This is a genomic window from Polynucleobacter sp. HIN7, assembly GCF_030297595.1.
Taxonomy (GTDB): domain Bacteria; phylum Pseudomonadota; class Gammaproteobacteria; order Burkholderiales; family Burkholderiaceae; genus Polynucleobacter.
Genome location: NZ_AP028138.1, coordinates 1,012,300 through 1,039,124, shown reverse-complemented (window position 1 = coordinate 1,039,124; position 26,825 = coordinate 1,012,300). Strand labels below are relative to the sequence as shown.

25 protein-coding genes, 1 tRNA gene and 1 pseudogene are annotated in these 26,825 nt (G+C 51.9%); 24 read left to right on the top strand and 3 right to left on the bottom strand.

All coding sequences use genetic code 11. The features are described from left to right. The first annotated feature begins 7 nt into the window (after positions 1-7). The 9 genes and pseudogenes from dnaX to QUE64_RS05425 all read left to right on the top strand — a co-directional run bounded on the left by dnaX (position 8) and on the right by QUE64_RS05425 (position 7,775). Positions 8-1,672 (top strand): DNA polymerase III subunit gamma/tau, encoded by a 1,665-nt coding sequence (gene dnaX / locus QUE64_RS05465; protein WP_286224884.1) that lies wholly within the window; start codon positions 8-10, stop codon positions 1,670-1,672. Positions 1,673-1,695: 23 nt separating this feature from the next. Beyond that, positions 1,696-2,019: a YbaB/EbfC family nucleoid-associated protein gene (locus QUE64_RS05460; RefSeq protein ID WP_286224883.1), complete on the top strand. Its 324-nt coding sequence runs from the start codon at positions 1,696-1,698 to the stop codon at positions 2,017-2,019. A gap of 6 nt (positions 2,020-2,025) precedes the next feature. Continuing rightward, entirely contained in the window at positions 2,026-2,658 is a 633-nt protein-coding gene (gene recR / locus QUE64_RS05455; protein ID WP_286224882.1) for a recombination mediator RecR, read from the top strand. Between the two features lie 20 nt (positions 2,659-2,678). Next, positions 2,679-3,464 carry a 5'/3'-nucleotidase SurE gene (gene surE / locus QUE64_RS05450; protein WP_286224881.1) on the top strand — a complete coding sequence of 262 codons (786 nt, stop codon included), beginning with the start codon at positions 2,679-2,681 and terminating at the stop codon, positions 3,462-3,464. Positions 3,465-3,490: 26 nt separating this feature from the next. Beyond that, a pseudogene (locus tag QUE64_RS05445) lies at positions 3,491-4,114 on the top strand (protein-L-isoaspartate(D-aspartate) O-methyltransferase); the annotation flags it as partial. Beyond that, positions 4,111-4,944: a peptidoglycan DD-metalloendopeptidase family protein gene (locus tag QUE64_RS05440; RefSeq protein WP_286224880.1), complete on the top strand. Its 834-nt coding sequence runs from the start codon at positions 4,111-4,113 to the stop codon at positions 4,942-4,944. The pseudogene QUE64_RS05445 and the gene QUE64_RS05440, both read left to right, overlap by 4 nt. 26 nt (positions 4,945-4,970) lie before the next feature. Next, positions 4,971-5,783: a 3'-5' exonuclease gene (locus tag QUE64_RS05435; RefSeq protein ID WP_286226179.1), complete on the top strand. Its 813-nt coding sequence runs from the start codon at positions 4,971-4,973 to the stop codon at positions 5,781-5,783. A 35-nt stretch (positions 5,784-5,818) separates the two neighbouring features. Next, positions 5,819-7,177 (top strand): 23S rRNA (uracil(1939)-C(5))-methyltransferase RlmD, encoded by a 1,359-nt coding sequence (gene rlmD / locus QUE64_RS05430; RefSeq protein WP_286224879.1) that lies wholly within the window; start codon positions 5,819-5,821, stop codon positions 7,175-7,177. A gap of 40 nt (positions 7,178-7,217) precedes the next feature. Continuing rightward, positions 7,218-7,775 carry a peroxiredoxin gene (locus QUE64_RS05425; protein WP_286224878.1) on the top strand — a complete coding sequence of 186 codons (558 nt, stop codon included), beginning with the start codon at positions 7,218-7,220 and terminating at the stop codon, positions 7,773-7,775. Between the two features lie 45 nt (positions 7,776-7,820). Here QUE64_RS05425 and QUE64_RS05420 read toward each other — a convergent pair whose 3' ends face one another. Then, positions 7,821-8,522: a Bax inhibitor-1/YccA family protein gene (locus QUE64_RS05420; RefSeq protein WP_286223063.1), complete on the bottom strand. Its 702-nt coding sequence runs from the start codon at positions 8,520-8,522 to the stop codon at positions 7,821-7,823. A gap of 269 nt (positions 8,523-8,791) precedes the next feature. Between QUE64_RS05420 and ndk the strand changes: the two genes are divergently transcribed. From ndk to QUE64_RS05355, 13 genes are all read left to right on the top strand, one after another. After that, a complete protein-coding gene (gene ndk, locus QUE64_RS05415; RefSeq protein ID WP_108508520.1) occupies positions 8,792-9,217 on the top strand; it encodes a nucleoside-diphosphate kinase in 426 nt (141 codons plus the stop codon). A 7-nt stretch (positions 9,218-9,224) separates the two neighbouring features. Beyond that, complete coding sequence (gene rlmN / locus QUE64_RS05410; protein WP_286224877.1) at positions 9,225-10,379, top strand: 23S rRNA (adenine(2503)-C(2))-methyltransferase RlmN; 1,155 nt, start codon at positions 9,225-9,227, stop codon at positions 10,377-10,379. Positions 10,380-10,397: 18 nt separating this feature from the next. After that, complete coding sequence (gene ispG, locus QUE64_RS05405) at positions 10,398-11,675, top strand: flavodoxin-dependent (E)-4-hydroxy-3-methylbut-2-enyl-diphosphate synthase (protein ID WP_458574677.1); 1,278 nt, start codon at positions 10,398-10,400, stop codon at positions 11,673-11,675. After that, positions 11,662-12,948 carry a histidine--tRNA ligase gene (hisS, locus tag QUE64_RS05400; RefSeq protein ID WP_286224876.1) on the top strand — a complete coding sequence of 429 codons (1,287 nt, stop codon included), beginning with the start codon at positions 11,662-11,664 and terminating at the stop codon, positions 12,946-12,948. Before ispG ends, hisS begins: the two co-directional genes overlap by 14 nt. A gap of 50 nt (positions 12,949-12,998) precedes the next feature. Next, positions 12,999-13,652, top strand: coding sequence for a YfgM family protein (locus QUE64_RS05395; protein WP_286224875.1), 654 nt, complete (start codon positions 12,999-13,001; stop codon positions 13,650-13,652). Continuing rightward, positions 13,652-14,782 carry an outer membrane protein assembly factor BamB gene (gene bamB, locus QUE64_RS05390; protein ID WP_286224874.1) on the top strand — a complete coding sequence of 377 codons (1,131 nt, stop codon included), beginning with the start codon at positions 13,652-13,654 and terminating at the stop codon, positions 14,780-14,782. The genes QUE64_RS05395 and bamB overlap by 1 nt, the downstream gene beginning before the upstream one ends. Positions 14,783-14,794: 12 nt before the next feature. Continuing rightward, entirely contained in the window at positions 14,795-16,153 is a 1,359-nt protein-coding gene (der, locus tag QUE64_RS05385) for a ribosome biogenesis GTPase Der (RefSeq protein WP_286224873.1), read from the top strand. A 114-nt stretch (positions 16,154-16,267) separates the two neighbouring features. Then, positions 16,268-16,516 (top strand): RNA chaperone Hfq, encoded by a 249-nt coding sequence (hfq, locus tag QUE64_RS05380; protein ID WP_108508513.1) that lies wholly within the window; start codon positions 16,268-16,270, stop codon positions 16,514-16,516. Beyond that, the gene (gene hflX, locus QUE64_RS05375) at positions 16,494-17,750 is read left to right on the top strand and encodes a GTPase HflX (RefSeq protein ID WP_286224872.1); all 1,257 of its coding nucleotides are present in this window, start codon (positions 16,494-16,496) and stop codon (positions 17,748-17,750) included. Before hfq ends, hflX begins: the two co-directional genes overlap by 23 nt. Next, positions 17,707-19,113 (top strand): FtsH protease activity modulator HflK, encoded by a 1,407-nt coding sequence (hflK, locus tag QUE64_RS05370; RefSeq protein WP_458574676.1) that lies wholly within the window; start codon positions 17,707-17,709, stop codon positions 19,111-19,113. Before hflX ends, hflK begins: the two co-directional genes overlap by 44 nt. Positions 19,114-19,133: 20 nt before the next feature. After that, complete coding sequence (gene hflC / locus QUE64_RS05365; protein WP_286223055.1) at positions 19,134-20,003, top strand: protease modulator HflC; 870 nt, start codon at positions 19,134-19,136, stop codon at positions 20,001-20,003. An 11-nt stretch (positions 20,004-20,014) separates the two neighbouring features. Then, a complete protein-coding gene (locus QUE64_RS05360; RefSeq protein WP_286224871.1) occupies positions 20,015-21,190 on the top strand; it encodes an ATP phosphoribosyltransferase regulatory subunit in 1,176 nt (391 codons plus the stop codon). Between the two features lie 53 nt (positions 21,191-21,243). Continuing rightward, entirely contained in the window at positions 21,244-22,575 is a 1,332-nt protein-coding gene (locus QUE64_RS05355; protein ID WP_286224870.1) for an adenylosuccinate synthase, read from the top strand. Positions 22,576-22,606: 31 nt separating this feature from the next. On the opposite strand, the gene QUE64_RS05350 is transcribed toward QUE64_RS05355, so the two are convergent. Beyond that, positions 22,607-22,693 (bottom strand) — tRNA-Leu (locus QUE64_RS05350). 74 nt (positions 22,694-22,767) lie between these two features. On the opposite strand from QUE64_RS05350, the gene rnr reads away from it, so the two are divergent. Both rnr and rlmB read left to right on the top strand, forming a co-directional pair. Beyond that, positions 22,768-25,095, top strand: coding sequence for a ribonuclease R (gene rnr, locus QUE64_RS05345; RefSeq protein WP_286226176.1), 2,328 nt, complete (start codon positions 22,768-22,770; stop codon positions 25,093-25,095). After that, complete coding sequence (gene rlmB, locus QUE64_RS05340) at positions 25,092-25,853, top strand: 23S rRNA (guanosine(2251)-2'-O)-methyltransferase RlmB (protein WP_286224869.1); 762 nt, start codon at positions 25,092-25,094, stop codon at positions 25,851-25,853. The genes rnr and rlmB overlap by 4 nt, the downstream gene beginning before the upstream one ends. Here rlmB and tal read toward each other — a convergent pair whose 3' ends face one another. Beyond that, positions 25,854-26,798, bottom strand: a complete 945-nt coding sequence (tal, locus tag QUE64_RS05335; protein WP_286224868.1) for a transaldolase — start codon at positions 26,796-26,798, stop codon at positions 25,854-25,856. It lies immediately after the preceding gene. Positions 26,799-26,825 lie beyond the last annotated feature (27 nt).

Below are 26,825 nucleotides of genomic sequence, written 5' to 3'. Positions count from 1 at the left end.
TGAGCCCATGACTGCACTTGCACTGGCTCGTAAATGGCGCCCTAAAACCTTCACTGAACTGGTGGGTCAGGATCACGTAGTGAAAGCCTTAACCCACGCCTTAGATCAAGGCCGCTTACACCATGCATGGTTATTCACGGGCACCCGTGGGGTGGGGAAGACCACCATCTCTCGCATCATGGCCAAAGCCCTCAATTGCACTGGAGTGGATGGTAAAGGGCAAATGACCTCACAACCGTGTGGCCAATGCCAAGCCTGCACCGAGATTGATGCCGGACGATTTGTTGATTACATCGAAATGGATGCGGCGAGTAATCGTGGTGTGGATGAGATGGTCTCTCTATTAGAGAAAGCCGCTTATGCACCAAGCAGTGCACGCTTTAAGGTCTACATGATCGACGAGGTGCATATGCTCTCCACACATGCCTTTAATGCCATGCTCAAGACCCTCGAAGAGCCACCACCGCATGTGAAGTTCATTCTGGCGACTACCGATCCCCAAAAGGTGCCGGTCACCGTACTCTCCCGCTGCTTGCAGTTCAATCTCAAGCAAATGCCAGTGCCTCTGATCGTAGAGCACCTGCAGCAGATTCTGGGTTCGGAGTCGGTCAGCGCTGAGCCCAACGCTTTACGGGTGATTGCAAAAGCCGCCCAGGGATCCATGCGCGATGCGCTATCGCTTACCGACCAAGCCATCGCTTATGCCGCAGGGCCGGTCACAGAGGCTGCAGTTCGCACCATGCTGGGCACGATTGATGAGACCTATCTCATCAAGATCTTAGATGCCCTCCAGAATAAAGATGGCAAGACCTTAAACGACATTGCGGAAGAGATGGGTCTGCGCAGCATGTCCTTCTCCTTAGCACTGCAAGATCTGGCCAGTCTCTTACACAAAATAGCGACCGCCCAGATCGTGCCAGACTCTGTATTGGAGGATTGGCCAGAGGCAAATGAGATTCGGAGGCTTGCTAAAGTATTTACTCCCGAAGAGACCCAACTCTTTTATCAGATCGCTATTACCAGTCGTGCTGATTTGTCATTGGCCCCCGATGAGCAAGCTGGATTTGCAATGGCGCTTCTACGAATGTTAGCCTTCAAACCCGGTGGCAGTGGTAGCACTTCAGTAACAGCGAACAGCATACCCAAGCCTGCTACGCAAGCAACTCCTAAATCAGCCGCTCCTGTAAACAAGTCAGTAGAAGCAAAGCCGGTTGCAAAGACTGTTGCGAGTACTGTTACAAATACTGCACCCGAAACCGTCACCCATACGCCGAACCTCAATAGTGAGATCAAACCCGATTGGCATGCGATGGTACGTAATTTGCCATTGCGAGGACTCTTGCAACAACTGGCTCACCAAACCGAACTGGTGGAGTGGCGCGACACCCCAACGACACTCTTTATTACTCTGACGACCGCAATGCCTCAGCTGGCGACGGATGATGCGCTCGCCCGTTTTGGGGAGACCCTCCGGGCGCAGTACGGTAAACCCGTGAAGCTGCAATTGGGTGAGGGTAAGGCTAATCACACGATTGCTAAAGTAGATGCCCAAATTTACGAAGAGAAAAAACTCAATGCCGAAGAGCAACTTGCTGAAGACCCATTCCTAAAAGAGCTGGAGCGTGAGTTCGGAGCCAAAGTGGTCTCGGGCTCAGTTCGTCCCATTAATTAATTTCGATAGCGGAGAAGCACACCATGATGAAAGGTCAAATTGCGGGTTTAATGAAGCAAGCCCAGCAAATGCAAGAGAAGATGAAGCGCGCCCAAGAGGAGCTCAATGCCTTGGAACTCACGGGCCAAGCCGCTGGCGGCATGGTGAAGGTCACGATTAGTGGCAAGTATGAGATGAAGCGGGTACAAATTGATCCGGCAGCAATGGATGATCGCGAGATGCTCGAAGATCTGGTGGTCACTGCCTATACCGATGCATTCAAGCAGGCTGAAGCCGCTAGCCAAGCTCTCATGTCGGGAGCGACCGCTGGGATGCCGATGCCCCCCGGATTTAAGTTACCGTTCTAAAGTCGGATGAGCCGGACCAAAGTACCAAACGAGCCTCAAGACGCACTTAGTCGTTTGGTGGAGGCCCTGAGGGTCTTGCCAGGCGTTGGCCCCAAATCAGCGCAACGTATGGCGTATTACTTATTGCAACATGATCGCAATGGCGCCGCGGTTCTAGCTCAGTCATTGGGTGAGGCAGTCGAGTCCATCGGCCATTGCCAGCGTTGTAATACCTTTACTGAACTCGAGCTTTGTACGACCTGCAGCGATTCACGTCGCGATCCCGCCTTACTGTGCGTGGTGGAGACCCCGGCCGATCAAGTGATGGTTGAGCAAACCATGAGCTTTAAGGGTCAGTACTTCGTGCTGATGGGGCGTATCTCACCACTGGATGGCATGGGCCCCAATGAGATTCATTTTGATCGCTTACTTGATCGGATCGAGAAACCGGAGTTCGGTGGACCCGTACGAGAAGTGGTGCTGGCCACTAATTTCACGAGCGAGGGTGAGGCCACCGCCCATTACATTGGTGAGGTCTTAAAGATCAAAGGCATCAAAGCAACCCGCATCGCCCGCGGCATTCCGGTGGGTGGCGAGTTGGAGTATGTGGATGCTGGCACCTTGGCTCGCGCCTTACTCGATCGCCGCTCCATCAGCTAAATCCATTAACGAAAGCATTTATGAGTAAAGTCCCACACATCTTAGTGAGTAATGACGATGGCTATTTAGCTCCTGGCTTACTCGCTTTGGTTAATGCACTACGCCCCTTAGGCAAGTTAACGATTGTGGCGCCCGAGCAAAATCACAGCGGTGCATCGAACTCGCTCACACTCTCACGACCCTTGAGTATTCATCGGGTCGCCGGTGGTGAGCGCGATGGATTTCTGTTTGTAAATGGCACGCCCACCGACTGTGTGCACATGGCCATGACCGGATTTTTGGAGAGTAAACCCGATCTGGTGGTCTCAGGAATTAATCAAGGCGAGAACATGGGAGAAGATGTCCTCTACTCAGGCACCGTCGCCGCTGCAATTGAAGGCGTGATGTTTGGGGTACCGGGTATTGCATTCTCACAAGTAGATCGCGGCTGGGCTCAAATTGAAAATGCTGCAAAGGCGGCGCGCGACATCGTGACCCAGGCTCTGCAAGAGCCGATGGAGCGAGTCGATGGCATCGCCACCTTACTAAATGTCAATATTCCCAATGGCCATTATGAGCAACTCAAACGCTGGCGGGTGACGCGCTTAGGAACACGCCATCACTCGCAACCCGTGATCGTGCAACAAAATCCTCGTGGTGAAAACATTTATTGGATTGGTCCCGCAGGCGAAGCACGTGATATCTCTCCAGGGACGGATTTTCATGCGATTAATGAGGGATGCATCTCAATTACGCCGATGCAACTCGATCTCACACACCATGCGCGTCAAGCCAGTATGCGCGCATCCGGTTGGGACCGCGAATGAAAGCAGCCGAGCGCTTCGCTGGGCATCGCCAAGACCTCGCACGCAAGGTGCATGCGGTGGGGATTAAGAACCCGCAGGTCTTGCAAGCCATTGCCACCGTACCACGCCATTCATTTGTGGATGCTGGATTGCACGCGCAAGCCTATGAAGACTCGGCATTACCGATTGGTCATCAGCAAACCATCTCGAAGCCCTCGGTGGTGGCACGCATGATTGAGCTCTTGCACAAGAATAAACAACCCTTGGGCAAGGTGCTAGAGATTGGTACGGGATGTGGCTACCAAGCAGCGGTGCTGAGTTTGTTAGCGCAAGAGGTTTACTCGATTGAGCGAGTTCGTGCTTTGCATGATCTGGCTCGCACCAAATTACGACCCTTCCGCATCGCCAATTTGCGCCTCATCTATGGCGACGGAATCCGCGGGCTAGCGCAAGCGGCACCTTTTGACGGAATCATCCTCGCAGCGGCGGGGTTGGGGGTGCCCGACCCCTTATTGGATCAACTGGCGATTGGGGGGCGCTTAATTGCGCCGGTCTCTAAAAGCGAGACCGAGCAACAGCTCTTACTCATTGAGCGGGTGAGCTCCCACCGCTATCAAAGGACCGCACTTGATGAGGTCTTTTTTGTGCCCTTACAATCAGGGGTGATATGAACCCATTGCATGACAGCCCACAATCCCGATACACGATTCGCGTCGGCCAGACCGCTCTCGTAGCGGTTATCGCTTTTGGGCTTGCAGCATGCTCGACCCCTCCAAGAACCAAGCCAGCCACCATTACAGATCGCAGTGCGCCGGTAGCCAGCATACCTGCTCAAGAGCCAGTGCCGCCTGGGTTCTATCGGGTTAAGCGCGGGGATACCTTGATTCGGATTGCGCTCGATAACGGACAGTCCTATCGGGACATTGCAGCATGGAACAACATCACCGATCCTAATTTGATTGAGGTTGATCAGGTCTTGCGGGTGAAGCCACCGCCAAGTATGGCTCGGGTAACAACCAAGCCGATTGAGCCGATCAAACCCGCTGATAGTAAAGCGCCGGCTGATAGTAAAGTTGCCGTTAAGAAGGTGGAAGAGAAAGAAGTGGCGGTTGCTGAGCCCAAAGCCAATGCCATCGATCCGCCGATTAAGCTCTCATGGCCCGCGAAGGGTAAAGTAGTTGAAGAGTTCAATGAGGCCAAGAACAAAGGCATCGATATTGCCGGCAAGATGGGCGAGCCCATTCAAGCGGCAGCCGATGGCAAAGTGGTTTATGCCGGCAACAGTCTGCGAGGCTATGGCAATCTGGTGATCGTCAAGCATGACAACACCTATCTCACGGCCTATGCCCATAACCGTACACTCTTAGTGAAAGAGGGTGAGAACGTGCGCAAGGGCCAACGGATTGCTGAGATGGGCGACTCCGATGCCAATATGGTGAAGTTGCACTTTGAGGTGCGCATGAACGGCAAACCCGTTAACCCGATGCAGTATTTGCAATAACTGTAATCACCCGTTTGGCTAAATCGATCCCCAGCGTACTGGTTTTTGATATTGAGACCGTTCCGGATGTAGCGGGTCTACGGTTACTTAATTCTTATCCAGATTCGATGAGCGATGCTGAGGTCGCAAAGGCTGCGATGGATGAACGTGCTGCCCAAACCGGCCACGAGTTCTTACCCCTCTATTTGCAAAAGATCATTGCGATCTCGTGCGTGATTCGCAGAACCACCAAAGAGGGCTTACCGCAATTTAAGGTTGGTAGTCTCGGAACCGCAGCCGATGATGAGAAAACCCTTGTGCAAGCCTTCTATGAACTCATTGAAAAATACACCCCTCAGTTGGTGTCGTGGAATGGTAGCGGCTTTGATCTACCGGTCTTGCATTATCGGGCGCTGTTAAATCAAGTGGCCGCGCCGCGCTACTGGGAGATGGGTGAGAGCATGGACAGCGATAGTAAAGACTTTAAGTGGAATAACTACATTAACCGCTATCACATGCGCCACATTGATCTGATGGATGTTTTGGCCAAACACAATGCGCGCGCTAATGCACCGCTCGATGCGCTAGCGAAGCTGTGCGGCTTTCCCGGAAAACTGGGCATGGATGGCTCGCAAGTGTGGCCTGCGTATCAACGCGGAGAGATCGAGCAAATCCGACAGTATTGTGAGACCGATGTGGTCAATACCTATTTGGTCTACTGCCGCTTTCAACAAATGCGTGGCGGCTTTACTGCCGATGAGTACGATGAAGAAATCATCTACGTGAAGCAGCAACTCGAGCAGGATGCCAAGCAAGGTAAAGCCCCTTGGGCTGAGTACTTAGCCGGCTTTAGTTACTAGCATCCATCTCGTTCAGAATGAGTACGGAAGCACCGATGCCAAAAGCATCTCCGATCGTTACGATTGACTCTTTGGATCTCGATGCACAAGGCGTCGCACGGCAATCGAATGAAGAGGGTGGCAAAGTACTTTTTATACGGGGAGCATTGCCTACCGAGCAAGTGACTTACACCATCACGCGGGAGAAAGCGCGTTTTGCCAAAGCCAAACTTCATGAGCTGATTAAACCGGCGGTCTATCGCACCACACCTCGCTGCACCTATTTTGGGACCTGCGGAGGGTGCAGCATGCAGCATCTGGATTTTGCGGCTCAGATTGCAATGAAGCAGCGAGTTTTAGAGGATGATCTGTGGCATATCGGACGGATTAAGCCCCAGGAGATCCTACGACCAATTGCAGGACCCGCTTGGCACTATCGCCACCGTGGACGCTTGAGTGTGATCGATCGCTCGATTAAGAAGGGCACGATCTTGGTGGGTTTTCATGAGCACAACAGTAGTTATGTGGCGGATATGCTGACCTGCGAAGTCATCCCCAAGCGAATCTCCGATCTCTTGGTACCGATGCGGGAACTGGTGGGCTCACTTAGTATCCGGGATCGCGTTCCGCAAATCGAGTTTGCTGTTGGAGAAGACACAAACCAACCGGGCGTCACTCAAATTGCCTTAGTGATTCGGCATTTACTACCGCTGACACCCACCGATCTCAAGAATCTGGAATCATTTGCCAAACATCATCAAGTTGGTATTTGGTTACAGCCCCAAGGGCCTGAGAGCGCCAAACCGTTTTATCCCACTGAGCAGTCCCTGAGCTATACCTTGCCAGAGTTCGGGGTCACCTTGCCGTTTCTGCCGACAGACTTCACCCAAGTTAATCATGCAGTTAATCAAGTGCTCATCAGTAAAGCCATTGCATTACTGGATATCCAGGCGAGTGATCGTGTGATTGATCTCTTTTGTGGCATTGATAACTTCACACTGCCCATTGCAACCCTAGCCAAGGAAGTGCTTGGCATTGAGGGTAGTAAGACCCTAACTCAGCGTGCCTTGCAAAATGCTCGGCATAACCAACTCGATCACAAAACCCAATTTAGTCAGAGCAATCTCTTTGAGATCACGGCCTCTGATCTCAATGTCTGGGGCAGGGCCGATAAATGGCTGATTGACCCACCGCGTGAGGGCGCTATGGAGATTTGTAAGGCGATGCAAGATCTGCCAACAACAGCGCTACCGAAACGCATTGTCTATGTGTCATGCAATCCCAAAACACTGGCACGTGATGCAGCGATTCTGACGCACGAACTCAATTACACCCTGAGTAAAGCAGGGATCATCAATATGTTCCCTCACACCTCGCACATTGAATCGATTGCGGTGTTTGATCGACTGGGATAAAAGTTAGGTATTCTGATAGGGTTCATCGATTAGATTCCCCATGACCAACCTCAACCAGCTACCGACTGATTTACCCGTTCCCAAAGACGATGGGGCGTGCAATCATTTGGTCGGCATGGCTTTGCCGAATGTTGCTTTATTAGCAACCGATGGATCGATGGTGAACCTCTCACAACTACCCGGGCGCACAGTCATTTATTGCTACCCCATGACCGGGCAGCCTAATGTGTCATTGCCCGAAGGGTGGGATCAAATCCCAGGCGCGCGTGGCTGCACACCCCAAAGCTGTGCTTATCGTGATCACTATCAAGAACTCCAAGCCTTAAATACCAATGTGTATGGCCTCAGTGTGCAGAGTACGGATTACCAACGCGAGATGGCTACCCGTTTGCATTTGCCATTTCAGGTGCTCAGTGATGAGCAGTATCAGTTCCAGCAGGCGCTCAACTTGCCAACCTTTGTAGCGGCAGGGATGACCTTACTCAAACGCGTGACCCTGATTACCAATGATGGGCATATTGAGGCAGTACATTACCCAATCTTCCCAAGTGATAGTGATCCTACTTGGGTATTGGATTATTTGAAGAGCAAGAAATAAAAAGGGCGCCGCAGCGCCCTAAGTTACCGCATGAAGATGTTGCTATTAGTCGCGGTCTCCACCAAAGATGCCTAGAAGAGCCAAGAGGTTGGAGAAAATGTTGTAGATGCTTAGGTAGATGCCCAAGGTTGCAATGATGTAGTTGGTCTCACCACCATTAACCACGCGCTGCACATCCACTAAGATGAACGCGGAGAAGATGGCAATTGCTACAACCATCAAGGTGAGCATCAGGGCAGGGATCTGCAACCAGATGTTGGCCAAGGAAGCCAAGATCAACAGAATGACACCTACGAACAGGAACTTGCCCATGCCCGAGAAGTCTTTCTTGGAGACCGTGGCAATCGACGCCATCACGGTGAAGATTGCAGCTGTGCCACCAAAGGCACCCATGATAAGAGCAGCGCCATTGCTGTAGCTACCTAGGGTCATGCCGATCAAGCGAGAGAGCATCACGCCCATAAAGAAGGTAAACGCCAGCAAGAGCACGACGCCCATACCGGTATCTTTGTTCTTCTCAATTGCCCAGAAGAAACCAAAGGCAACGGCCAAGAACAAAATTGCGCCCATAAATGGACTACCTTCAAAGAAGGTAAAGCCCATGGCCACACCCAGCCACGCACCAATCACGGTAGGCACCATGGAGAGTGCCAAGAGGGCGTAGGTGTTTCTTAGGACACGGTTACGGGATTGGGCAGTTGCAACTGCAGCACCACGACCAAAACCATACGAATTCAGATCACTCATTGAGTAGCTCCTTAAAGTAAGTCCAACATGGACTTGATAGTCACCAAGTATAGACAAAACATATAAAAATCAAGACCTTTGTGACAGGAAGGTCGCTGGCATTAGGGTCTTTTGGTGATATACCTAAGAAATTCAATGGCTTAGGGGTCGGAATCGGGGATAAAACCCTAAAAACAACGTATAATTTCGCATCGCAATACCGAGTATTGCTGACAAATGATTCAATAAAACCGAAAAACCGTTTCATACAACCTCACTGGAGTTTTTGCATGGCAATTCAGCGCACCTTATCCATCATCAAACCTGACGCAGTCGCGAAGAACGTGATTGGCCAAATCTATGCTCGTTTTGAGCAGGCTGGTTTGAAGATCGTCGCCGCCAAAATGGCGCACCTCTCAAAAAATGAAGCTGAGCAGTTCTATGCCGTGCATAAAGAGCGTCCTTTCTTCAAAGACCTCGTGAGCTTCATGATCTCAGGTCCGGTGATGATTCAGGTACTTGAAGGTGAGAACGCGATTGCCAAAAATCGTGAGCTGATGGGTGCGACCGATCCCAAGAAAGCCGACAAGGGCACGATCCGCGCTGACTTTGCAGATAGCATTGATGCTAATGCCGTGCATGGTTCCGATGCACCAGAGACCGCTGCAGTGGAAGTCGCCTTTTTCTTCCCCGGCATGAACATCTACGCACGTTAATTCACCATTGAATTCAAGCCGCACGAACTTACTCAATTTTGATGCTGCCAAGATGGCAGAGTACGTTGCGGGACTAAATGAGAAGCCCTTTCGGGCCAAGCAACTTTTGCAGTGGGTTCATCAGCGTGGCGTCTCTGACGTGGCGCTGATGACCGATCTGGCTAAATCCTTTCGTCATCAACTCGCAGAAGAAGCAGAAGTCATTAGCCTGCCAGTCATCCAGGATATGAAGGCCGGTGACGGTACCCGCAAGTGGTTATTGGATGTTGGGGCAGGTAATGCCGTTGAGATGGTGTACATCCCAGAGGATGATCGCGGCACATTGTGTATCTCCTCCCAAGCGGGTTGTGCAGTCAATTGCCGATTTTGTTCCACTGGTCACCAAGGCTTTGCTCGTAATCTGACCCCGGCCGAGATTATTGGACAACTCTGGTTTGCCGAGCATCATTTGCGCGAGGATCCGCTTGCGATTCGCAGGCTGGATGAGGATTGTGCGGAGCAAGCACAGGGTCGTGTGATTACGAATGTGGTGATGATGGGCATGGGCGAGCCTTTGCTCAACTACGATGCGGTGCTCGTGGCATTGCGTTTGATGCTCGACGATCACGCCTATGGACTCTCGCGCCGTCGCGTGACTGTCTCAACCTCGGGTGTGGTGCCCATGATGGATCGCTTGGCCCAGGATTGCCCAGTGGCTCTCGCTGTATCCTTGCACGCACCGAACGACGCTCTGCGCGATGAGCTCGTGCCACTGAATCAAAAATACCCCTTAAAAGAACTGATTGCCGCGTGCGATCGCTACTTACCATTTGCACCGCGCGACTTTATTACCTTTGAGTACTGCATGCTCGATGGCGTCAATGACCAAGACCAGCATGCCAAAGAGCTAATCAAACTCTTAAAGGGCTTGCGTTGCAAATTAAATCTCATTCCCTTTAACCCATTTCCAGCCTCGGGCCTCAAGCGTTCACCCGCAGAGCGCGTCAAACAGTTTGCCCAAATTTTGCAAGACGCTGATTTAGTAACCACCGTGCGTAAGACCCGCGGTGACGATATTGCGGCTGCCTGCGGCCAGTTGGCAGGCGATGTGATTGATCGAACCCGCCGCGCGGAGCGCATGCAAGCACTCAATGAGCAGGTGATTCAGTTTCAGGGACGATAATGAACGCAATTGGATGCCATGATGAATAAGATCGAGCCAGGCTGTTTGCCACCATTACCCCTCGGACCATTACCGCGCCGCCTATCGCGCCAGTCGGTGGTGGCGTGGGGCGATAACCGCGTCACAGTTGGTGGAGATGCCCCGGTGCGGGTGCAATCGATGACCAATACCGATACCGAGGATGCGATTGCAACCGCGATTCAGGTAAAGGAGTTGGCGCGTGCCGGATCGGAACTGGTGCGTATTACCGTGAACACCCCTGAAGCCGCAGCACAAGTGCCCTATATTCGCGAGCAACTCGATAAGATGGATGTGAAGGTGCCACTGATCGGTGACTTTCATTACAACGGCCACGCCTTACTCAAAGATTATCCCGATTGCGCCAAGACCTTATCGAAGTACCGTATTAATCCCGGTAATGTGGGTAAGGGCGCTAAGCGGGACCCGCAATTCGCGCAAATGATCGAGGCAGCTTGCCATTACGACAAGCCAATTCGGATTGGGGTGAACTGGGGCAGTCTCGATCAAGATCTGCTAGCGCAGATCATGGATGAGAACGCCAAGCTGGCCACTCCCAAAACCTCTCAAGAGGTGATGATTGAAGCCTTGATTCAGTCGGCTTTGCAATCAGCGAGTAAAGCGGTTGAGCTCGGCATGAACCCTAATCAGATTACGCTCTCGTGCAAAGTGAGCGGTGTGCAAGATTTAATTGCGGTCTATCGCGATCTCGCCAGACGTTGTGATTACTCTCTGCATCTCGGACTCACGGAAGCAGGCATGGGTAGCAAAGGCATCGTGGCATCAACTGCTGCACTTGCAGTGCTCTTACAAGAAGGAATTGGTGACACCATTCGTATCTCCTTAACACCTGATCCTGGTGCGCCGCGTGAGAATGAGGTGATTGTCGGGCAAGAGATCTTGCAAACCATGGGATTGCGCAATTTCACGCCGATGGTAATTGCTTGTCCTGGATGCGGTCGCACTACGAGCACCACCTTCCAAGAACTGGCTGCCAAGATTCAATCGTATCTGCGTCAACAAATGCCAGTATGGAAGAAAACCCATCCAGGCGTGGAGAATATGAACGTGGCAGTGATGGGTTGTATCGTCAATGGCCCAGGCGAGAGTAAGCATGCCAATATCGGTATCTCTCTACCAGGCACTGGTGAGAGCCCCGCAGCACCGGTCTTTGTCGATGGTGTGAAGGTCAAGACCCTACGCGGTGAGGGCATCGCCGAAGAATTTCAACTAATCGTCGACGAGTACGTTAAAGCCAATTACCATGCAAAAAATTAATGCCATCCGCGGCATGAACGATCTGCTGCCTAAGGATGCAGCAGCTTGGTCTTATCTCGAGCGCACCTTAGCGGATCTGACTCGAGCCTACGGCTATGAACAGATTCGGACACCCATTGTGGAAGCCACCGCACTGTTCCAGCGCGGTATCGGTGAGGTGACTGATATTGTCGAGAAGGAGATGTACTCCTTTGAAGATCGACTCAATGGTGAACAACTCACATTGCGCCCCGAGGGAACGGCAGCGGTCGTGCGCGCCACGATTGAACACAATTTAATTTATGACGGCCCCAAACGGCTTTGGTACACGGGACCCATGTTTCGGCATGAGCGCCCACAGCGTGGACGCTATCGCCAGTTTCATCAATTTGGGATTGAGGCACTGGGATTTGCAGGCCCAGACATCGATGCCGAGATCATCTTGATGGGCCAACGCCTGTGGGATGAACTGGGTTTGCAAGGCGTGCGTTTGGAGCTCAATTCTCTAGGTGAGGCACCAGAGCGCGCTGCGCATCGCCAAGCACTCGTCGATTACTTTACGCAACACCACGCACAATTGGATGAGGACTCGCAGCGGCGTTTGCAAACCAATCCACTGCGGATCTTGGATTCGAAGAATCCAGCAATGCAGGCTCTCATTGAGGGCGCCCCCAAACTCTTGGAGTTTTTGGGTTCAGAGTCATTAGCTCACTTTGAAGCAGTACAAACGCTTCTAAAGGCCAACAACATCCCATTTAAGATCAATCCACGTCTGGTGCGTGGCTTAGACTATTACAACCTGACCGTGTTTGAGTGGACCACTGAGGCATTGGGTGCCCAGGGTACGATCGCCGGCGGTGGTCGCTACGACCCCTTGATGGAGCGGATGGGTGGTAAAAGTGCCCCAGCCTGCGGTTGGGCGATGGGCATGGAGCGCGTACTCGATCTGATGGCGATCTCGGAAAGTACTCCCGCTAGTGAACCCGTATGCGATGTGTATGTCTTGCATCAAGGCGGCGATACTCTAGTACAGGCAATGATTGCGGCAGAGGCGCTGCGAAGCGCTGGAGTCGATGTGATTTTGCATTGCCCACCCGATGGGCAGAGTGCAAGCTTTAAATCTCAAATGAAGAAAGCGGATGCCAGCGGTGCGCAATTGGCTCTGATTATTGGCCCCGATGAACTCGCTCGTGATGAAGCGCAATTAAAGAATCTGCGTGGCACCGGTGCGCAACATGCCGTGCCACTCTCTGGCTTATTGGTGGCCGTGGTGGATGCTTTAGTGGATTCCTAGCCATAAAGCATAAAATAAGCGTTTGAACAATTGAAGAAAGCAGTATTGGAATGGCACTTGACCTCGAAGAACAAGAGAACCTAGCGAACCTTAAATCGTTTTGGGCCCGCTATGGCAATTTCATCATCGGTGTCATTACCGTGGCATTGCTCGCCTATGCCGCTTTCAATCTTTGGGGCTGGTATCAGCGCAGCCAAGCTGCCGACGCGGGTAAGTTGTACGAGACCCTGATTAATGCAGTCACGAAGAACGAGAAGGACAAAACCTATCTCGCCGCCGATGATCTGCAAAAGAAATACGGCGGTACCACCTATGCCGCAATGGGCAACCTCGTGGCTGCCAAGATTGCGATGGACAGCAATGATGCTGCAAAAGCACAAGCGTATTTGAAGTGGACCGCCAATAAAGCCAGTGATGATTCGTTTCGGGCGCTGGCGCAATTGCGTCTTTTAGGACTTCTGATTGATCAAGGAACGGAAGCCAGCCTGAAAGAGGCCGATCAACTCCTTAAAGAAAAAGCCGTCAAAGGATTTGAGCCTTTATGGATTGAGCGCCGTGGCGATTGGTATTTGGTGCAAAAGAAGATTCCGGAGGCCCGCACCGAGTACCTCAAGGCGATGAAGGCGATGCAAAGTGATAAAGCCTTTCCAGAGGACGCACGTGGTTTGTTGAAAGTGAAGATTGATGCCGTAGGGGGTATGTAGTGCAAGTTTTGCGCTGGGGACTCATTGCATCACTTTCACTTGCATTGATTGCTTGTTCTGGCTCGTCTAAAGTTCGCAAACCCGCTGAGCTCGTCAATGTTAGAAATCAAGTCGAGCTTGCTGAGGTTTGGTCAACCAATGTAGGCAGTTCGATACCCGCGAACTTCCGCCCCGTAGTTGCTGGCGATCATGTATTTGCGGCATCTGCGCGTGGCACCCTTAGTAAATTAAATATTCAGAATGGACGCGTGGTGTGGGAAGTTAGTGTTCCTGAGAAACTCTCGATTGGTCCAGGATCGGATGGTAAGACCACGGTTGTGGTGAGCGCGGAAGGCAATGCCTACGGTTACGATGAGTCGGGCAAAAATATTTGGAAGACCCCGATTGGTAGCGAGGTGCTCTCCGATCCGATTGTGGGGGCGGGGGTGGTCGTAATCCGCACCTTAGATCATCGTTTCATTGGTTTGGACGCAGCGACGGGTAAGCGGCGTTGGATCTATCAGCGACAACAGACTCCTTTGTCGTTGCGTGTCGGCTACGGAATGCTCCTGGTGGGTAATGATGCGGTGGTGACTGGATTTGGGGGTGGTCGCTTTGGAGCGCTTGCGCTCTCCAACGGTGGTCTCATCTGGGAATCGGCCGTCTCCTTCCCCAAGGGTTTCTCTGAGATTGAGCGCTTAAATGATGTCACCAGTCGACCCAGCTTAGAAGAGGGGCGTCTTTGCGTGGTCTCGTATCAGGGCAAGATCGGCTGCGCTGAACTGCGTAGCGGTAATTTAGTGTGGTCGAAGGACTTCTCAAGCTATACCGGTACCACCCAAAGTACCGAGTTTGTGTTTGCTGCCAATGAAAAATCCCATGTGTATGCCTACCGTGCAAGCGATGGTGTGCAAGTTTGGGAGAACACCCAGTTAACCTGGCGTGATGTTGGTGAGCCACTTGCGATTGGACGCGTGGTGATGATGGGTGATAAACAAGGCTATGTGCATCTTCTGAATCAAAATAGTGGTCAGATGGTCTCGCGTATTCGTCACGACAGCTCACCGGTCACAGCAGCACCGATTGCAGCCGGGGGCGTGATCATCATTGCTTCTCAAGGTGGCAAGATTGCGGCGTATCGCCCGCGTTAAGACCCATTACTCATGAAACCCGTTATTGCCATCGTGGGCCGACCCAATGTCGGCAAATCCACCTTATTCAATCGCTTAACCAAATCCCGTGATGCCTTGGTGGCGGATTTTCCTGGACTCACGCGCGATCGCCACTATGGCAACGGTCGAGTGGGGGATCGTGAATTTATTTGCATTGATACGGGCGGCTTTGAGCCCGTTGCCAAGACCGGCATCATGGCCCAGATGGCCAAGCAAACCAAGCAAGCGGTCGCTGAATCGGACCTCGTGATCTTTTTGGTCGATGGTCGACTCGGACTTGCACCGCAGGATCGCGTGATTGCGGATTTCTTGCGCAAGACCGGACGCCCGGTGATCTTGGCAGTGAATAAGACCGAAGGTATGTCAGCTAGCGTGGTCACCGCAGATTTTCATGAACTGGGTCTCGGTCAACCCGAGCCCATTTCCTCTGCGCACGGCGATGGAGTGCGGGCTTTAATTGAAGAGGCTCTTGATCAGCTTCAGATCCCCGAACCTGAGCCCGATGATGCTGCCGTTGCCGATGGCACGCGACCCATGAAGATTGCGGTGGTCGGTCGACCCAATGTCGGCAAGTCCACCTTCATTAATACTTTGCTTGGCGAAGATCGAGTGATTGCTTTTGATCTTCCCGGCACCACGCGCGATGCCATTGAAGTCGAGTTTGAGCGTAATGGCAAATCCTATGTCTTAATTGACACCGCGGGGCTGCGCCGGCGTGGCAAGGTGTTTGAAGCCATCGAAAAGTTCTCGGTGGTTAAGACTCTGCAAGCAATTAACGATGCCAATGTGGTGATCTTGATGCTCGATGCCCAACAGGATATCTCGGAGCAAGACGCACACATTGCTGGCTATATTGTGGAAGCAGGGCGCGCATTAGTAGTAGCTGTGAATAAATGGGATGGCATTGATGCCTATGTGAAAGAACGTGCACGGGTTGAGATTGCCCAAAAGCTTCGCTTTCTAGACTTTGCCAATGTGCATCCCATCTCAGCTAAAAAAGGATTTGGGATCAAAGAGCTGTTTAAGGATGTGGATAAGGCCTACCAAGCTGCGATGGCGAAACTCTCCACCCCTAAACTGACCCGCGCCATGATCGATGCAGTGGCACACCAGCAGCCCAAGCGGGTGGCCAAGGGTCGACCCAAACTTCGCTATGCCCATCAGGGTGGTATGAACCCCCCAATCGTGATTATTCATGGGAGTGCACTGCATGGGATTACCGATAGCTACAAACGCTATCTCGAAGGGCGCTTTCGGGAGATCTTTGAGCTGCGCGGCACCCCCTTGCGAATTGAGTTCCGTACTGCGGCAAACCCTTATGTCAAGGATGAAAAACCACGCCGTAAGTAGGATTTGTCACACAAATACAGAAATCCATTAATTAGGGTTAATATCCTTATAGAAAACATCAGTGTTGTATACAAAAGCAAGACTCCCTAACTTAAATAACGATTAAGGAGCAGTATGAATACCAAACAAGTCCAGTTGCTGCAGGACCCTTTTCTCAATGCCTTGCGTAAAGAGCATATTCCGGTATCCATCTACTTGGTAAACGGAATTAAGTTGCAAGGTAACGTTGAGTCATTTGATCAATACGTGATTCTGTTGCGCAATACTGTCACGCAAATGGTCTACAAGCATGCGATATCGACCGTGGTACCCGCCCGAGCTGTGAGCTTTAGGGCAGACGATGAGGACGCTCCAGCTGCATAACACCGGAGTCGAGGAGGTCCGCGCGGTATTGGTTGGGATTGATACCGGCAAAGACGATTTCCCAGAAAGCATGGCTGAGCTTGCACTCTTGGCAGAGAGTGCGGGCTCCATTCCAAGTGCCTCGGTGATTGGTCGCCGCGGCAGTGTGGATCCATCCTTATTCATCCGTTCCGGTAAGGCCAATGAATTGCTGCGGGCCATGAAAGAGCACGATGCTGAACTCGCGATCGTCAATCACGCGATTTCCCCAACCCAGCAACGTAATCTTGAGCGGCATCTCGGTAAACATGTGATCGATCGCACGGGGTTGATTCTGGACATCTTTGCACAGCGTGCGAAGAGTCATTTGGGTAAGACTCAGGTGGAGTTGGCCAATGTGCGCTATCGCATGTCAAGGCTAGTGCGCGCTTGGAGTCACTTGGAACGTCAAAAGGGTGGTATTGGTCTGCGTGGTGGCCCGGGTGAGACCCAGATGGAGTTGGATCGCCGCATGCTCGCCACTAAAGCAAAACGCTTAGAAGCCGAGCTTGCAAAGTTGCAACGTCAGCAGCGCACTCAACGGCGGGCACGCGCTCGCAATGAGGTGTTCTCGGTGTCACTAGTGGGGTATACCAATGCCGGTAAGTCCACTTTATTTAATGCGCTCACGAAAGCCGGTACCTATGCTGCTGACCAACTCTTTGCAACCTTGGATACCACCTCTCGACGGGTTCACTTGGAAGAGGGGCGACAAATTGTCCTTTCTGATACTGTGGGATTTATTCGTGAGTTACCCCATCAATTGGTGGAAGCCTTTCGGGCCACGCTCGACGAAACAGTGCATGCGGATTTGATCTTGCATGTGATCGACGCCTGCAGCCCCGTTGCGAAGGAACAGCAGGCCCAAGTCGAGGCAGTTCTCAAGGAAATTGGGGCGGATGGTATTCCCCGCTTAGAGGTCATGAACAAAATTGATTTGATGCCACAGACCTTTACGAAGGGTCCCCAGATTGAGCGTGATATCCATGGAGTGCCCTATAGGGTCTTTATATCCGCTCAAGCCGGTATGGGTTTAGACCTCCTGCGTGAGTGTCTATGCGAGTTTGCGCACAGGACTGATAAACTAAAGGTTGAGCACGCTGACGTCCAACATCGCAAGGCGCATGGCGATCTGCTCCAACCCTTAACCGATAGACCAGAAACCGCTGATTTTGATTTCCATTCGACCCGAAACTATTCGCCAAACACTCCATAAAGTAGGTGACTACTTTAAAGGGTTTTTCTCCGTCAATGATCCTGGCTGGGGAAATAATTACCAAGCACCCAAAGGGGATAAAGACCCCAAAGAAGGTGGTGATCAGGCTCAGCCCAATGATCCAATCGGGCAGCCTCAAGGTAATCGCCGTCCAAATAGTGGGCCACCCGATTTAGATGATCTCTGGCGTGACTTTAATGACAAGTTGAATAATCTCTTTGGCGGTAAGAAGCGCCCATCGGGCGGTGGTCAGCCCCCAAGTGGTGGTGGTCGTAAGCCACCGCAATTTAATGTTGAAGGCTTTAATCCTAAGACGGCTAGTTTGGGCGCCTTGGTGATTGTGACCCTAGTATGGCTCTTTAGTGGCTTCTTCATGATTCAGGAAGGTCAAGCGGGTGTTGTTCTCACCTTTGGTAAGTACGATTACACCGCGCGCCCCGGTATTAACTGGCGGATGCCTTGGCCAATTCAATCAACCGAGACCGTGAACTTATCGGCCGTTCGTTCGGTTGAGATCGGTCGCTCGGTCATGATTAAGGGCACCAATCAAAAAGACTCCTCGATGTTGACCGAAGACGAAAACATCATTGATGTGCGTTTTGCAGTTCAGTATCGCTTAAAAGACCCGATGGAGTACCTCTTTAATAATCGCGATCCAGACATGGCTGTGATTCAAGCCGCTGAGACCGCGGTGCGTGAGATTGTGGGACGCAGCAAGATGGATACGGTTCTGTATGAAGGTCGTGAGAAGATTGCGATTGATCTGGCGCTGGCTATCCAAACTATTTTGGATAGTTACAAAACCGGTATCTTTGTGACCAGCGTAACCGTGCAAAACGTACAACCGCCTGAGCAAGTTCAGGCCGCGTTTGATGATGCTGTGAAAGCCAGCCAAGACCGAGAGCGTCTCAAGAGCGAGGGTGAGGCGTATGCGAATGACATCCTGCCGCGCGCCAAAGGTACTGCAGCTCGTCTGATTCAAGAGGCTGAGGGTTATCGAGCCAGAGTCTCGGCGATGGCTGAAGGTGATGCCTTGCGCTTTAAACAAATTTACAGTGAGTACGCGAAGGCCCCACAGGTGACCCGCGATCGGATGTACATCGACACCATGAAGGAAATCTATAACAACGTCTCGAAGGTCTTGGTGGATACCACCAAGAGCAATAGCTTGTTGTATCTACCGCTCGACAAAATCATTAATCAGGTAACCACCGAGGCACAGCAAGCTGCCCAAGTGCAGGGCGCCACGCTGCCTGGCGTCGTATCACCGAATGCCATCTCCGCTCCTGTCCCCAACGCAACTCCTTCGCCCGCAGAGCGCGCTCCTGAGCGTCGTGAAGGCTTGCGTAGTCGTGAACGTTAAGAATCGAGGAAAAAGTTATCATGCCTAATCGTCTCCTTGGTCTTATTCTGGGTCTAATCGTTGCGTTTTATTTGATTAGTTCTTGCATCTTTGTAGTGGATCAACGCAAGTTTGCGGTGGTGTTTGCCTTCGGTCAGATCGTACGAGTAATTGAAGAGCCAGGTCTGCAGTTCAAACTTCCTGCGCCATTCCAAAACGTCATCTTTTTTGATCGTCGCATCATGACGATTGATAATCCCGATGCTGAGCGCTTCATTACTGCTGAGAAGAAAAACCTCTTGGTGGATTCGTATGTGAAATGGCGCATTATCGACCCGCTTAAGTTCTTCGTGAGCTTCCGTGGCGATGAGCGTTTAGCAACGGATCGTATGAATCAGCTCATTCGGTCGGCATTGAACGAAGAGTTCACTAAACGCACCATTCGCGAGATTATTTCTGAGCAGCGTGATCAGGTGATGCAGGGCATTCAGAAAAAAGTGGAGGACGATGCCAAAGCCATTGGTATTGAGATCGTCGACGTTCGTCTCAAGCGGATTGACCTCCTAGCCGAGATTAGCGATTCGGTTTATCGCCGGATGGAAGCCGAGCGTAAGCGCGTTGCGAATGAGTTGCGATCCACTGGTGCGGCAGAGTCCGATAAGATTCGGGCGAGTGCGGAGCGTCAGCGCGATGTGATCTTGGCAGAGGCCTATCGTGATGCCCAGCGCATTAAGGGAGCAGGCGATGCACGTGCCACCGCTTTATACGCAGATGCATTTAACCGTGACCCGCAGTTTGCTCAGTTCTATCGCAGCCTTGAGGCGTATCGCAATTCGTTCAAGGATAAGAAAGACGTGATGGTGATCGAGCCGAGTAACGACTTCTTCCGGTTCATGCAGAAGAAGAACTAATCGAGTTCACCATGAACCGTTGGTTATTGCCCGAGGATATTGCTGATGTATTGCCAGCCCGGGCTCGTAAGATCGAGGAGTTGCGGCGCCGCTCGCTCGATCTGTATCAATCCTATGGCTATGAGCTCGTTAGTCCGCCGTTATTGGAGTTCTTGGATTCGCTCTTAACTGGGACGGGATCTGATCTTAATTTGCAGACCTTCAAGCTAGTTGATCAGCTTTCTGGCCGCACCTTAGGCTTGCGTGCCGACATCACACCTCAAGTGGCGCGCATTGATGCACACCTTCTCAATCGTGAAGGCGTAACCCGTTTGTGCTACGCGGGGTCAGTGGCGCGCGTGCGCACACCGCCAGGCTCGACCTCGCGTGAAGAGTTGCAATTGGGTGCCGAGATTTATGGGCATTCCGGATGGGAAGCTGATCACGAGGCGATCCAACTCCTTCTGAAAACACTTAGCCAAGCTGGCATTGGCAATATCTATTTGGATCTCTCGCATGCCGGCGTTCTCAAAGGAATCTTGGGGGATTTAGTATTGAGTCATGCTGATACCGAGACCCTCTACACCTTATTACAAACGAAAGACCGGCCGAGTCTCGCTCAATGGGTGAGCCAGTTTGCGCCCTCGATTAGCAAGCCTTTATTGGCATTACTGCAACTCAATGGAGCATGTGCCGAGGTCTTGGCCAATGCCCGTTCTGGCCCCCTGGCATTGCCCAATCAGCCGATGATTGAGCGGTCTCTCAAAGACCTTGAGCGTTTGATTGAGGCGATCAGTCGCTTATCCGATCAACTCGAGCTCTCACTTGATCTGGCGGACTTGCGTGGCTATCAGTACCACAGCGGCGTGATGTTTGCGGCCTATGTCGATGGTTTACCTCAGCCGATTGCGCGAGGTGGTCGCTATGACCATGTGGGTCAAGCCTTTGGTCGCTCACGTCCGGCTACGGGGTTCTCTCTTGACCTGCTCACGCTGGCCGACCTATCGACGATTTCCATCAAGCGCCAGGCTATTCTGGCGCCATGGTCGGACGACCCTGCTTTAAACCATCGCATTGCAGAGTTACGCGCCGAGGGTGAGGTGGTGATCCAGGTTCACAAAGGGGATGACGCACATTCTGAGGAGTTTGAGTGCCAACGCGAGCTCGTTAAGCAGGGCACTGGCTGGGAACTAAAATCACGTGCCTAGTGGCTTGATCACTACAATTAGGCTAAATCAATAAAAAATGAAGTGGAATGGATATGAGTAAGTCTCGGGGTCGTAATGTTGTCGTGATTGGCACGCAGTGGGGCGATGAGGGGAAGGGCAAGGTGGTTGATTGGCTCACCGATCACGCACAAGCCGTCGTACGCTTTCAGGGTGGACATAACGCCGGACATACACTCATTATTGGTGGCAAGAAAACTATCTTACGCCTGATTCCTTCAGGGATCATGCATCCTCAAGTCATTTGCTATATCGGCAATGGTGTAGTGCTCTCACCGGAGGCTCTATTTAAAGAGATTGGAGAACTTGAAAGCGCAGGTCTTAATGTACAAGGACGCTTAAAGATCTCCGAAGCAGCCACGCTCATTCTTCCGTACCACGTTGCGATTGATCATGCGCGTGAGAAAAAACGTGGCAGCGATAAGATTGGCACGACCGGGCGTGGAATTGGTCCTGCGTATGAAGATAAAGTAGCTAGACGAGCACTCCGGGTACAAGACTTCTTTTATCCTGAACAATTTGCCTCTAAGTTGCGCGAGAACTTGGATTATCACAACTTCGCATTAACTCAGTATTACAAAGTGGATCCTCTAGACTTTGATCGTGTGCTCGATGAAGCTATGTCCTATGCGGAGCGCATTAAACCCATGGTGGTGGATGTCTCAAGCGCACTCTATGCGGCTGAGCAAGCGGGTCAGAACCTTCTCTTTGAAGGTGCACAGGGCACCTTACTTGATATTGACCACGGTACTTATCCCTTTGTGACCTCGAGTAATTGCGTTGCTGGTAATGCGGCTGCTGGCTCTGGTGTAGGACCCGGTTCATTGCATTACATCTTAGGAATTACCAAAGCCTATTGCACCCGGGTGGGCGCAGGACCATTCCCCAGTGAGCTGTATGACCATGAGAACCCCAATAAGCAAGATCCGGTAGGTATTCGCTTGGCTGAAGTTGGTAAAGAGTTTGGATCAGTGACCGGACGACCACGGCGTACGGGTTGGCTTGATGCCGCTGCATTGAAACGCTCCATCCAAATTAATGGTCTCTCTGGCTTGTGCATCACGAAGCTTGACGTGCTCGATGGCATTGAGACCATTCGTCTGTGCGTAGGCTACAAGCTGGATGGCAAGACCTTGGATGTTTTGCCACGAGGTGCTGAAGCGGTCGCGCGTTGTGAACCCATCTACGAAGACTTTAAGGGCTGGACTGAGAGTACCGTTGGGATTACAGATTGGAACAAGTTACCCAAGACCGCTCAAGACTATCTCAAACGCGTGCAAGAGATCTGTGGCAAACCGATTGCGATGGTCTCTACCGGACCAGAGCGGGATGAGACCATCCTCTTGCAGCATCCGTTTGAAGATTAAATGAGGATTGGTATTTAATCCTCTTGCATTTTGGTGCCCAAAAGAGGACTCGAACCTCCACAACCTTTCGATCGCCAGCACCTGAAGCTGGTGCGTCTACCAATTTCGCCATTTGGGCATATTTGCATTATAGGTTGCAGTCATCACATTGTGGTCAAATCACTCTAATGACCATAATTGCGAAAGCCGTTCATGCGTAAATCGGATCAACCTATTACCCGCGATAGCGACCGCATGGGCACGGTTCAGGGTCACCGCGATGGCTTTGGCTTTGTGGTGCCCGATGATGGCGGTGAGGATATCTTCCTAGCCGAGCGTGAGATGGCTCGGGTCATGCATGGTGACCGGGTCTCGATTCGAGTATTGGGTACCGACCGACGCGGCCGACCTGAGGGTCAAATTGTGGAAGTGCTGGTGCATGCCAATCGCTTGGTCATTGGACGTCTACTCAATGAGAACGGTGTTCTGATTGTAGCGCCTGAGGATAAGCGTATCGGTCACGACATCCTCATTCCACCGCGCGGGCAAGGCATGGCCAAATTGGGCCAGGTGGTGAGTGTTGAGATTATTGATTATCCCGATAGTTATCGCCAGGCTGTTGGCCGGGTTGTTGAGGTCCTGGGTGAGATTGATGACCCCGGTATGGAGATCGAGATTGCGGTTCGTAAGTATGGTGTGCCCCATACGTTCTCACCTGCTGCCCTAAAAGAAGCTGAAGCATTACCGAATGAAGTCACGCAGGAGGATCTCAAGGGCCGAGTTGATCTACGCGATATCCCACTGATTACGATTGATGGCGCCGATGCCAGAGACTTCGATGATGCGGTCTATTGCGAGCCAGTCCAGTATGGCCAAACCAAAGCCTGGCGTTTAATTGTGGCGATTGCTGACGTTGCCCATTATGTGAAGCCCGGTCACCCTTTGGACAAGGATGCCTTACTGCGGGCCACCTCGGTGTATTTCCCTCGCAGAGTGATTCCGATGCTACCCGAGAAAATCTCGAATGGCCTTTGCTCCCTTAATCCCGAAGTCGACCGCCTGTGCATGGTTTGTGATGCGGTGGTAGATCAAAAGGGTGAGATTCTGGCGTATCAGTTTTACCAAGGCGTGATGCACTCTGCGCAACGCTTCACCTACGATACCGTCTGGGAGATATTAAGTAATACTCGTGGACCCGAAGCAGTACGCTTTGCCCAGTTTAATGATCAACTAAATCACCTCTACCAACTCTACAAAATACTATTTGCCGCCCGTGAGAAGCGAGGCGCAATTGATTTTGAGACCGTTGAGACCCAGATCATTAGTAATGAGCTCGGCAAGATCTTGCGCATTGAGCCCCGATTGCGTAATGACGCCCATCGCTTGATTGAAGAGTGTATGTTGACCGCGAACGTCTGTGCTGCTAATTTTCTACAAAAGCATGAGCATCTCAGTCTCTTTCGAGTACACGGCGAACCCTCGGTTGAGAAAGTGCAGACTCTCAAGCAGGTGTTGCGAACCACTGGCTTACATCTAACCGGAAGCGAGAAGCCTCATCCCAAAGACTTCTCAAAGCTCATGAAAGAGATTAAGGGCCGGCCCGATGCCAGCACCTTGCAGATGTTGATTCTGAGGTCGATGCAACAAGCCATTTACCAACCAGAGAACGAGGGCCACTTTGGTCTGTCATACCCTGCGTACGCTCACTTCACAAGCCCCATCCGGCGCTACCCCGATCTCCTGGTGCACCGCTCGATCAAAGCAATCTTGAGTAAGAAAGCCTATCATCCGCATTTGCCAGAAGATGTACCCATGAACCTCACCATGCCTCGTAAGGGGCAAGGTCGCGCCAATGCCGCTGCGGTGAAGCAGTCACAGCAGGATACCAAGGCAAAGAGTAAGCGCGCAGCTAACGCCAAAGGATCCAAAGAGGGTGCAGCGCTCGCCGTCTGGGCCCAGTTTGGGGTGCATTGCTCTGCCAACGAGCGCCGTGCCGATGAGGCCTCACGCGATGTGGAGGCTTGGCTGAAGTGCTATTACATGCGCGACCATTTGGGTCAGGAGTACGCCGGCACAATTACCGGGGTGGCTAACTTTGGCCTCTTTGTGCAGCTCGAGAGTTTATTTGTGGAAGGCATGGTCCACGTTACAGAATTAGGCGGTGATTATTACCAATACGATGAGGCCCGCCAGGAGTTAAGGGGGGAGCGTACTGGGATTCGGTATCGAATTGGTGATCGCTTGCATGTCTTAGTGAGTCGAGTGGATCTCGATGCTCGCAAGATTGAGTTCAGCCTCGTGAAAGCCAATGGCAGCAATGAGCGCGATGGCTCACGATTTAAATCAGCGGTCTTGGCCAATGACTCAGGTCGCCCCTCTAAGAAAGCGGCCCACAAGAAAACCCGTCCTGCCGAGAAAGCACCTAAGCGCGAGACCACGACCGCCAGCAAGAAATCAAAGGCAAAAACGGGTAAGACTGCACGTCAGCCATCGATGGGTCAGGGAACTGGTCGCAAGAGTCATAAGGGTAAACGCAAATGAAGCAGTTGCTCTTGGGATTTCATGCGGTGCAGACGCGTTTGCGGGTTGATCCCCAGAGTATTCAGTCGGTGTACTACGATCCTGCTAGACGCGATCGTCGGATGGCGGATTTCATTAAGCAAGCAGAACCCATCTTGGGGAAGCGTTTGTACACCGCTAATGCCGAGCGCTTACATAATCTTGCTGGCCATGATCGTCATCAGGGGATTGTGGCGATGGCAGAGGGCATCTCTGTAGCAAGAACCTTGCCAGAACTATTAGATAGCTTAGATGCTAAAAGTGATCCACCCTTACTCTTAGTGCTCGATGGCATTACCGATCCTCATAACTTAGGTGCCTGCCTGCGTGCAGCCGACGGTGCAGGAGTGCATGGCGTGATCGTTCCTAAAGATCGCTCGGCCAGCATCAATGCCACCGTGAGTAAGGTCGCCAGTGGCGCTGCCGAGGTAATCCCAATTATTACGGTGACCAATCTTGCAAGAACCATGCGCGAGATGCAAGAGCTTGGAATTTGGATCATTGGTACTGATGATGAGGCCCAGGAATCGATTTACGATGTTGATCTTAAGGGACCCACTGCGATCGTCATGGGTGCAGAAGGTGAGGGTATGCGGCGCTTAACCCGCGAGACTTGCGATCAATTGGTGCATATTCCGATGCAAGGGGCGGTCGAGAGCTTGAACGTCTCCGTGGCTACTGGTGTGACACTGTATGAGGCGCGCCGCCAACGCGCACAAGCTAAATCAACGAAGAAGTGATTAGCGAACTAGCAAGGCCTCGAGTTTCTCAATATCGGCACAAAAGGCCTGAATACCTTCTTGGAGTTTCTCGAAGGCCATGGCGTTCTCTGCTAAGAGCTTCCCAAACTTTGCTTGATCCAAGTTCAATCGCTCCACATGAGCTGATTTAGCATCGGCAACCAGCAATTTCGGGCTTACTGGCTCGGTACTAGCTTGCAACTCAGCCAAGAGTTCAGGGCTGATGGTGAGGAGATCGCAACCCGCAAGCTCCAAGATCTGGCTGGTATTGCGAAAACTCGCCCCCATGATCTCGGTTTCAATCTCAAAGTGTTTGTAATAGGTATAGATGCTGCGTACCGATTGCACCCCGGGGTCATTGGCTCCCCCATACTGCTCTGAAGACCATTGATCGCCTAACGACTTCTTGTACCAATCACTAATGCGTCCCACAAATGGAGAAATTAATCGAGCCTTAGCATCCGCACACGCAACTGCTTGCACCACCGAAAAAAGCAGAGTCATATTGCAATGAATACCTTCTTGCTCAAGCTCACGAGCCGCCATAATGCTCTCCCAGGTGCTAGCAAGTTTGATTAAAACCCGCTCGCGGGGGATGCCCATTGCCGTGTAGAGCGCCATGATCTCTTTGGCCTTCGCAATGGTGGCAGCGGTATCAAATGACAGACGTGCATCGACTTCGGTTGAGACCCGACCCGGCACAATGCGCAGTATCTCCACCCCAAACGCCACCAAGATCCGATCAATTAATTGGGCAGGGGGGGCGTTGGGATGATCACGCTGCACCGATGCAACCAAGGCTTGATACTCTGGCAGCAAGACCGCCTTGAGAATGAGCGATGGATTAGTGGTTGCATCTTGCGGAGCAAAGGCGCGCATGCGCTCAAAGTCGCCAGTATCAGCAACCACGGTGGTATAGCGTTTGAGTTGGGCTAATGTGTCCATAAGGTAATGGCATATGATAGCGAATAT

Coding starts and splice junctions, on each gene's coding strand:
- tal (WP_286224868.1), bottom strand. CDS start 26,798: ATGGACACATTAGCCCAACTCAAACGCTATACCACCGTGGTTGCTGAT.
- QUE64_RS05440 (WP_286224880.1), top strand. CDS start 4,111: ATGAACCCATTGCATGACAGCCCACAATCCCGATACACGATTCGCGTC.
- surE (WP_286224881.1), top strand. CDS start 2,679: ATGAGTAAAGTCCCACACATCTTAGTGAGTAATGACGATGGCTATTTA.
- QUE64_RS05395 (WP_286224875.1), top strand. CDS start 12,999: ATGGCACTTGACCTCGAAGAACAAGAGAACCTAGCGAACCTTAAATCG.
- rlmB (WP_286224869.1), top strand. CDS start 25,092: ATGAAGCAGTTGCTCTTGGGATTTCATGCGGTGCAGACGCGTTTGCGG.
- dnaX (WP_286224884.1), top strand. CDS start 8: ATGACTGCACTTGCACTGGCTCGTAAATGGCGCCCTAAAACCTTCACT.
- recR (WP_286224882.1), top strand. CDS start 2,026: ATGAGCCGGACCAAAGTACCAAACGAGCCTCAAGACGCACTTAGTCGT.
- hfq (WP_108508513.1), top strand. CDS start 16,268: ATGAATACCAAACAAGTCCAGTTGCTGCAGGACCCTTTTCTCAATGCC.
- rnr (WP_286226176.1), top strand. CDS start 22,768: ATGCGTAAATCGGATCAACCTATTACCCGCGATAGCGACCGCATGGGC.
- QUE64_RS05460 (WP_286224883.1), top strand. CDS start 1,696: ATGATGAAAGGTCAAATTGCGGGTTTAATGAAGCAAGCCCAGCAAATG.
- QUE64_RS05420 (WP_286223063.1), bottom strand. CDS start 8,522: ATGAGTGATCTGAATTCGTATGGTTTTGGTCGTGGTGCTGCAGTTGCA.
- der (WP_286224873.1), top strand. CDS start 14,795: ATGAAACCCGTTATTGCCATCGTGGGCCGACCCAATGTCGGCAAATCC.
- ispG (WP_458574677.1), top strand. CDS start 10,398: ATGATGAATAAGATCGAGCCAGGCTGTTTGCCACCATTACCCCTCGGA.
- QUE64_RS05360 (WP_286224871.1), top strand. CDS start 20,015: ATGAACCGTTGGTTATTGCCCGAGGATATTGCTGATGTATTGCCAGCC.
- QUE64_RS05355 (WP_286224870.1), top strand. CDS start 21,244: ATGAGTAAGTCTCGGGGTCGTAATGTTGTCGTGATTGGCACGCAGTGG.
- QUE64_RS05425 (WP_286224878.1), top strand. CDS start 7,218: ATGACCAACCTCAACCAGCTACCGACTGATTTACCCGTTCCCAAAGAC.
- hisS (WP_286224876.1), top strand. CDS start 11,662: ATGCAAAAAATTAATGCCATCCGCGGCATGAACGATCTGCTGCCTAAG.
- rlmD (WP_286224879.1), top strand. CDS start 5,819: ATGCCAAAAGCATCTCCGATCGTTACGATTGACTCTTTGGATCTCGAT.
- hflC (WP_286223055.1), top strand. CDS start 19,134: ATGCCTAATCGTCTCCTTGGTCTTATTCTGGGTCTAATCGTTGCGTTT.
- hflX (WP_286224872.1), top strand. CDS start 16,494: ATGAGGACGCTCCAGCTGCATAACACCGGAGTCGAGGAGGTCCGCGCG.
- ndk (WP_108508520.1), top strand. CDS start 8,792: ATGGCAATTCAGCGCACCTTATCCATCATCAAACCTGACGCAGTCGCG.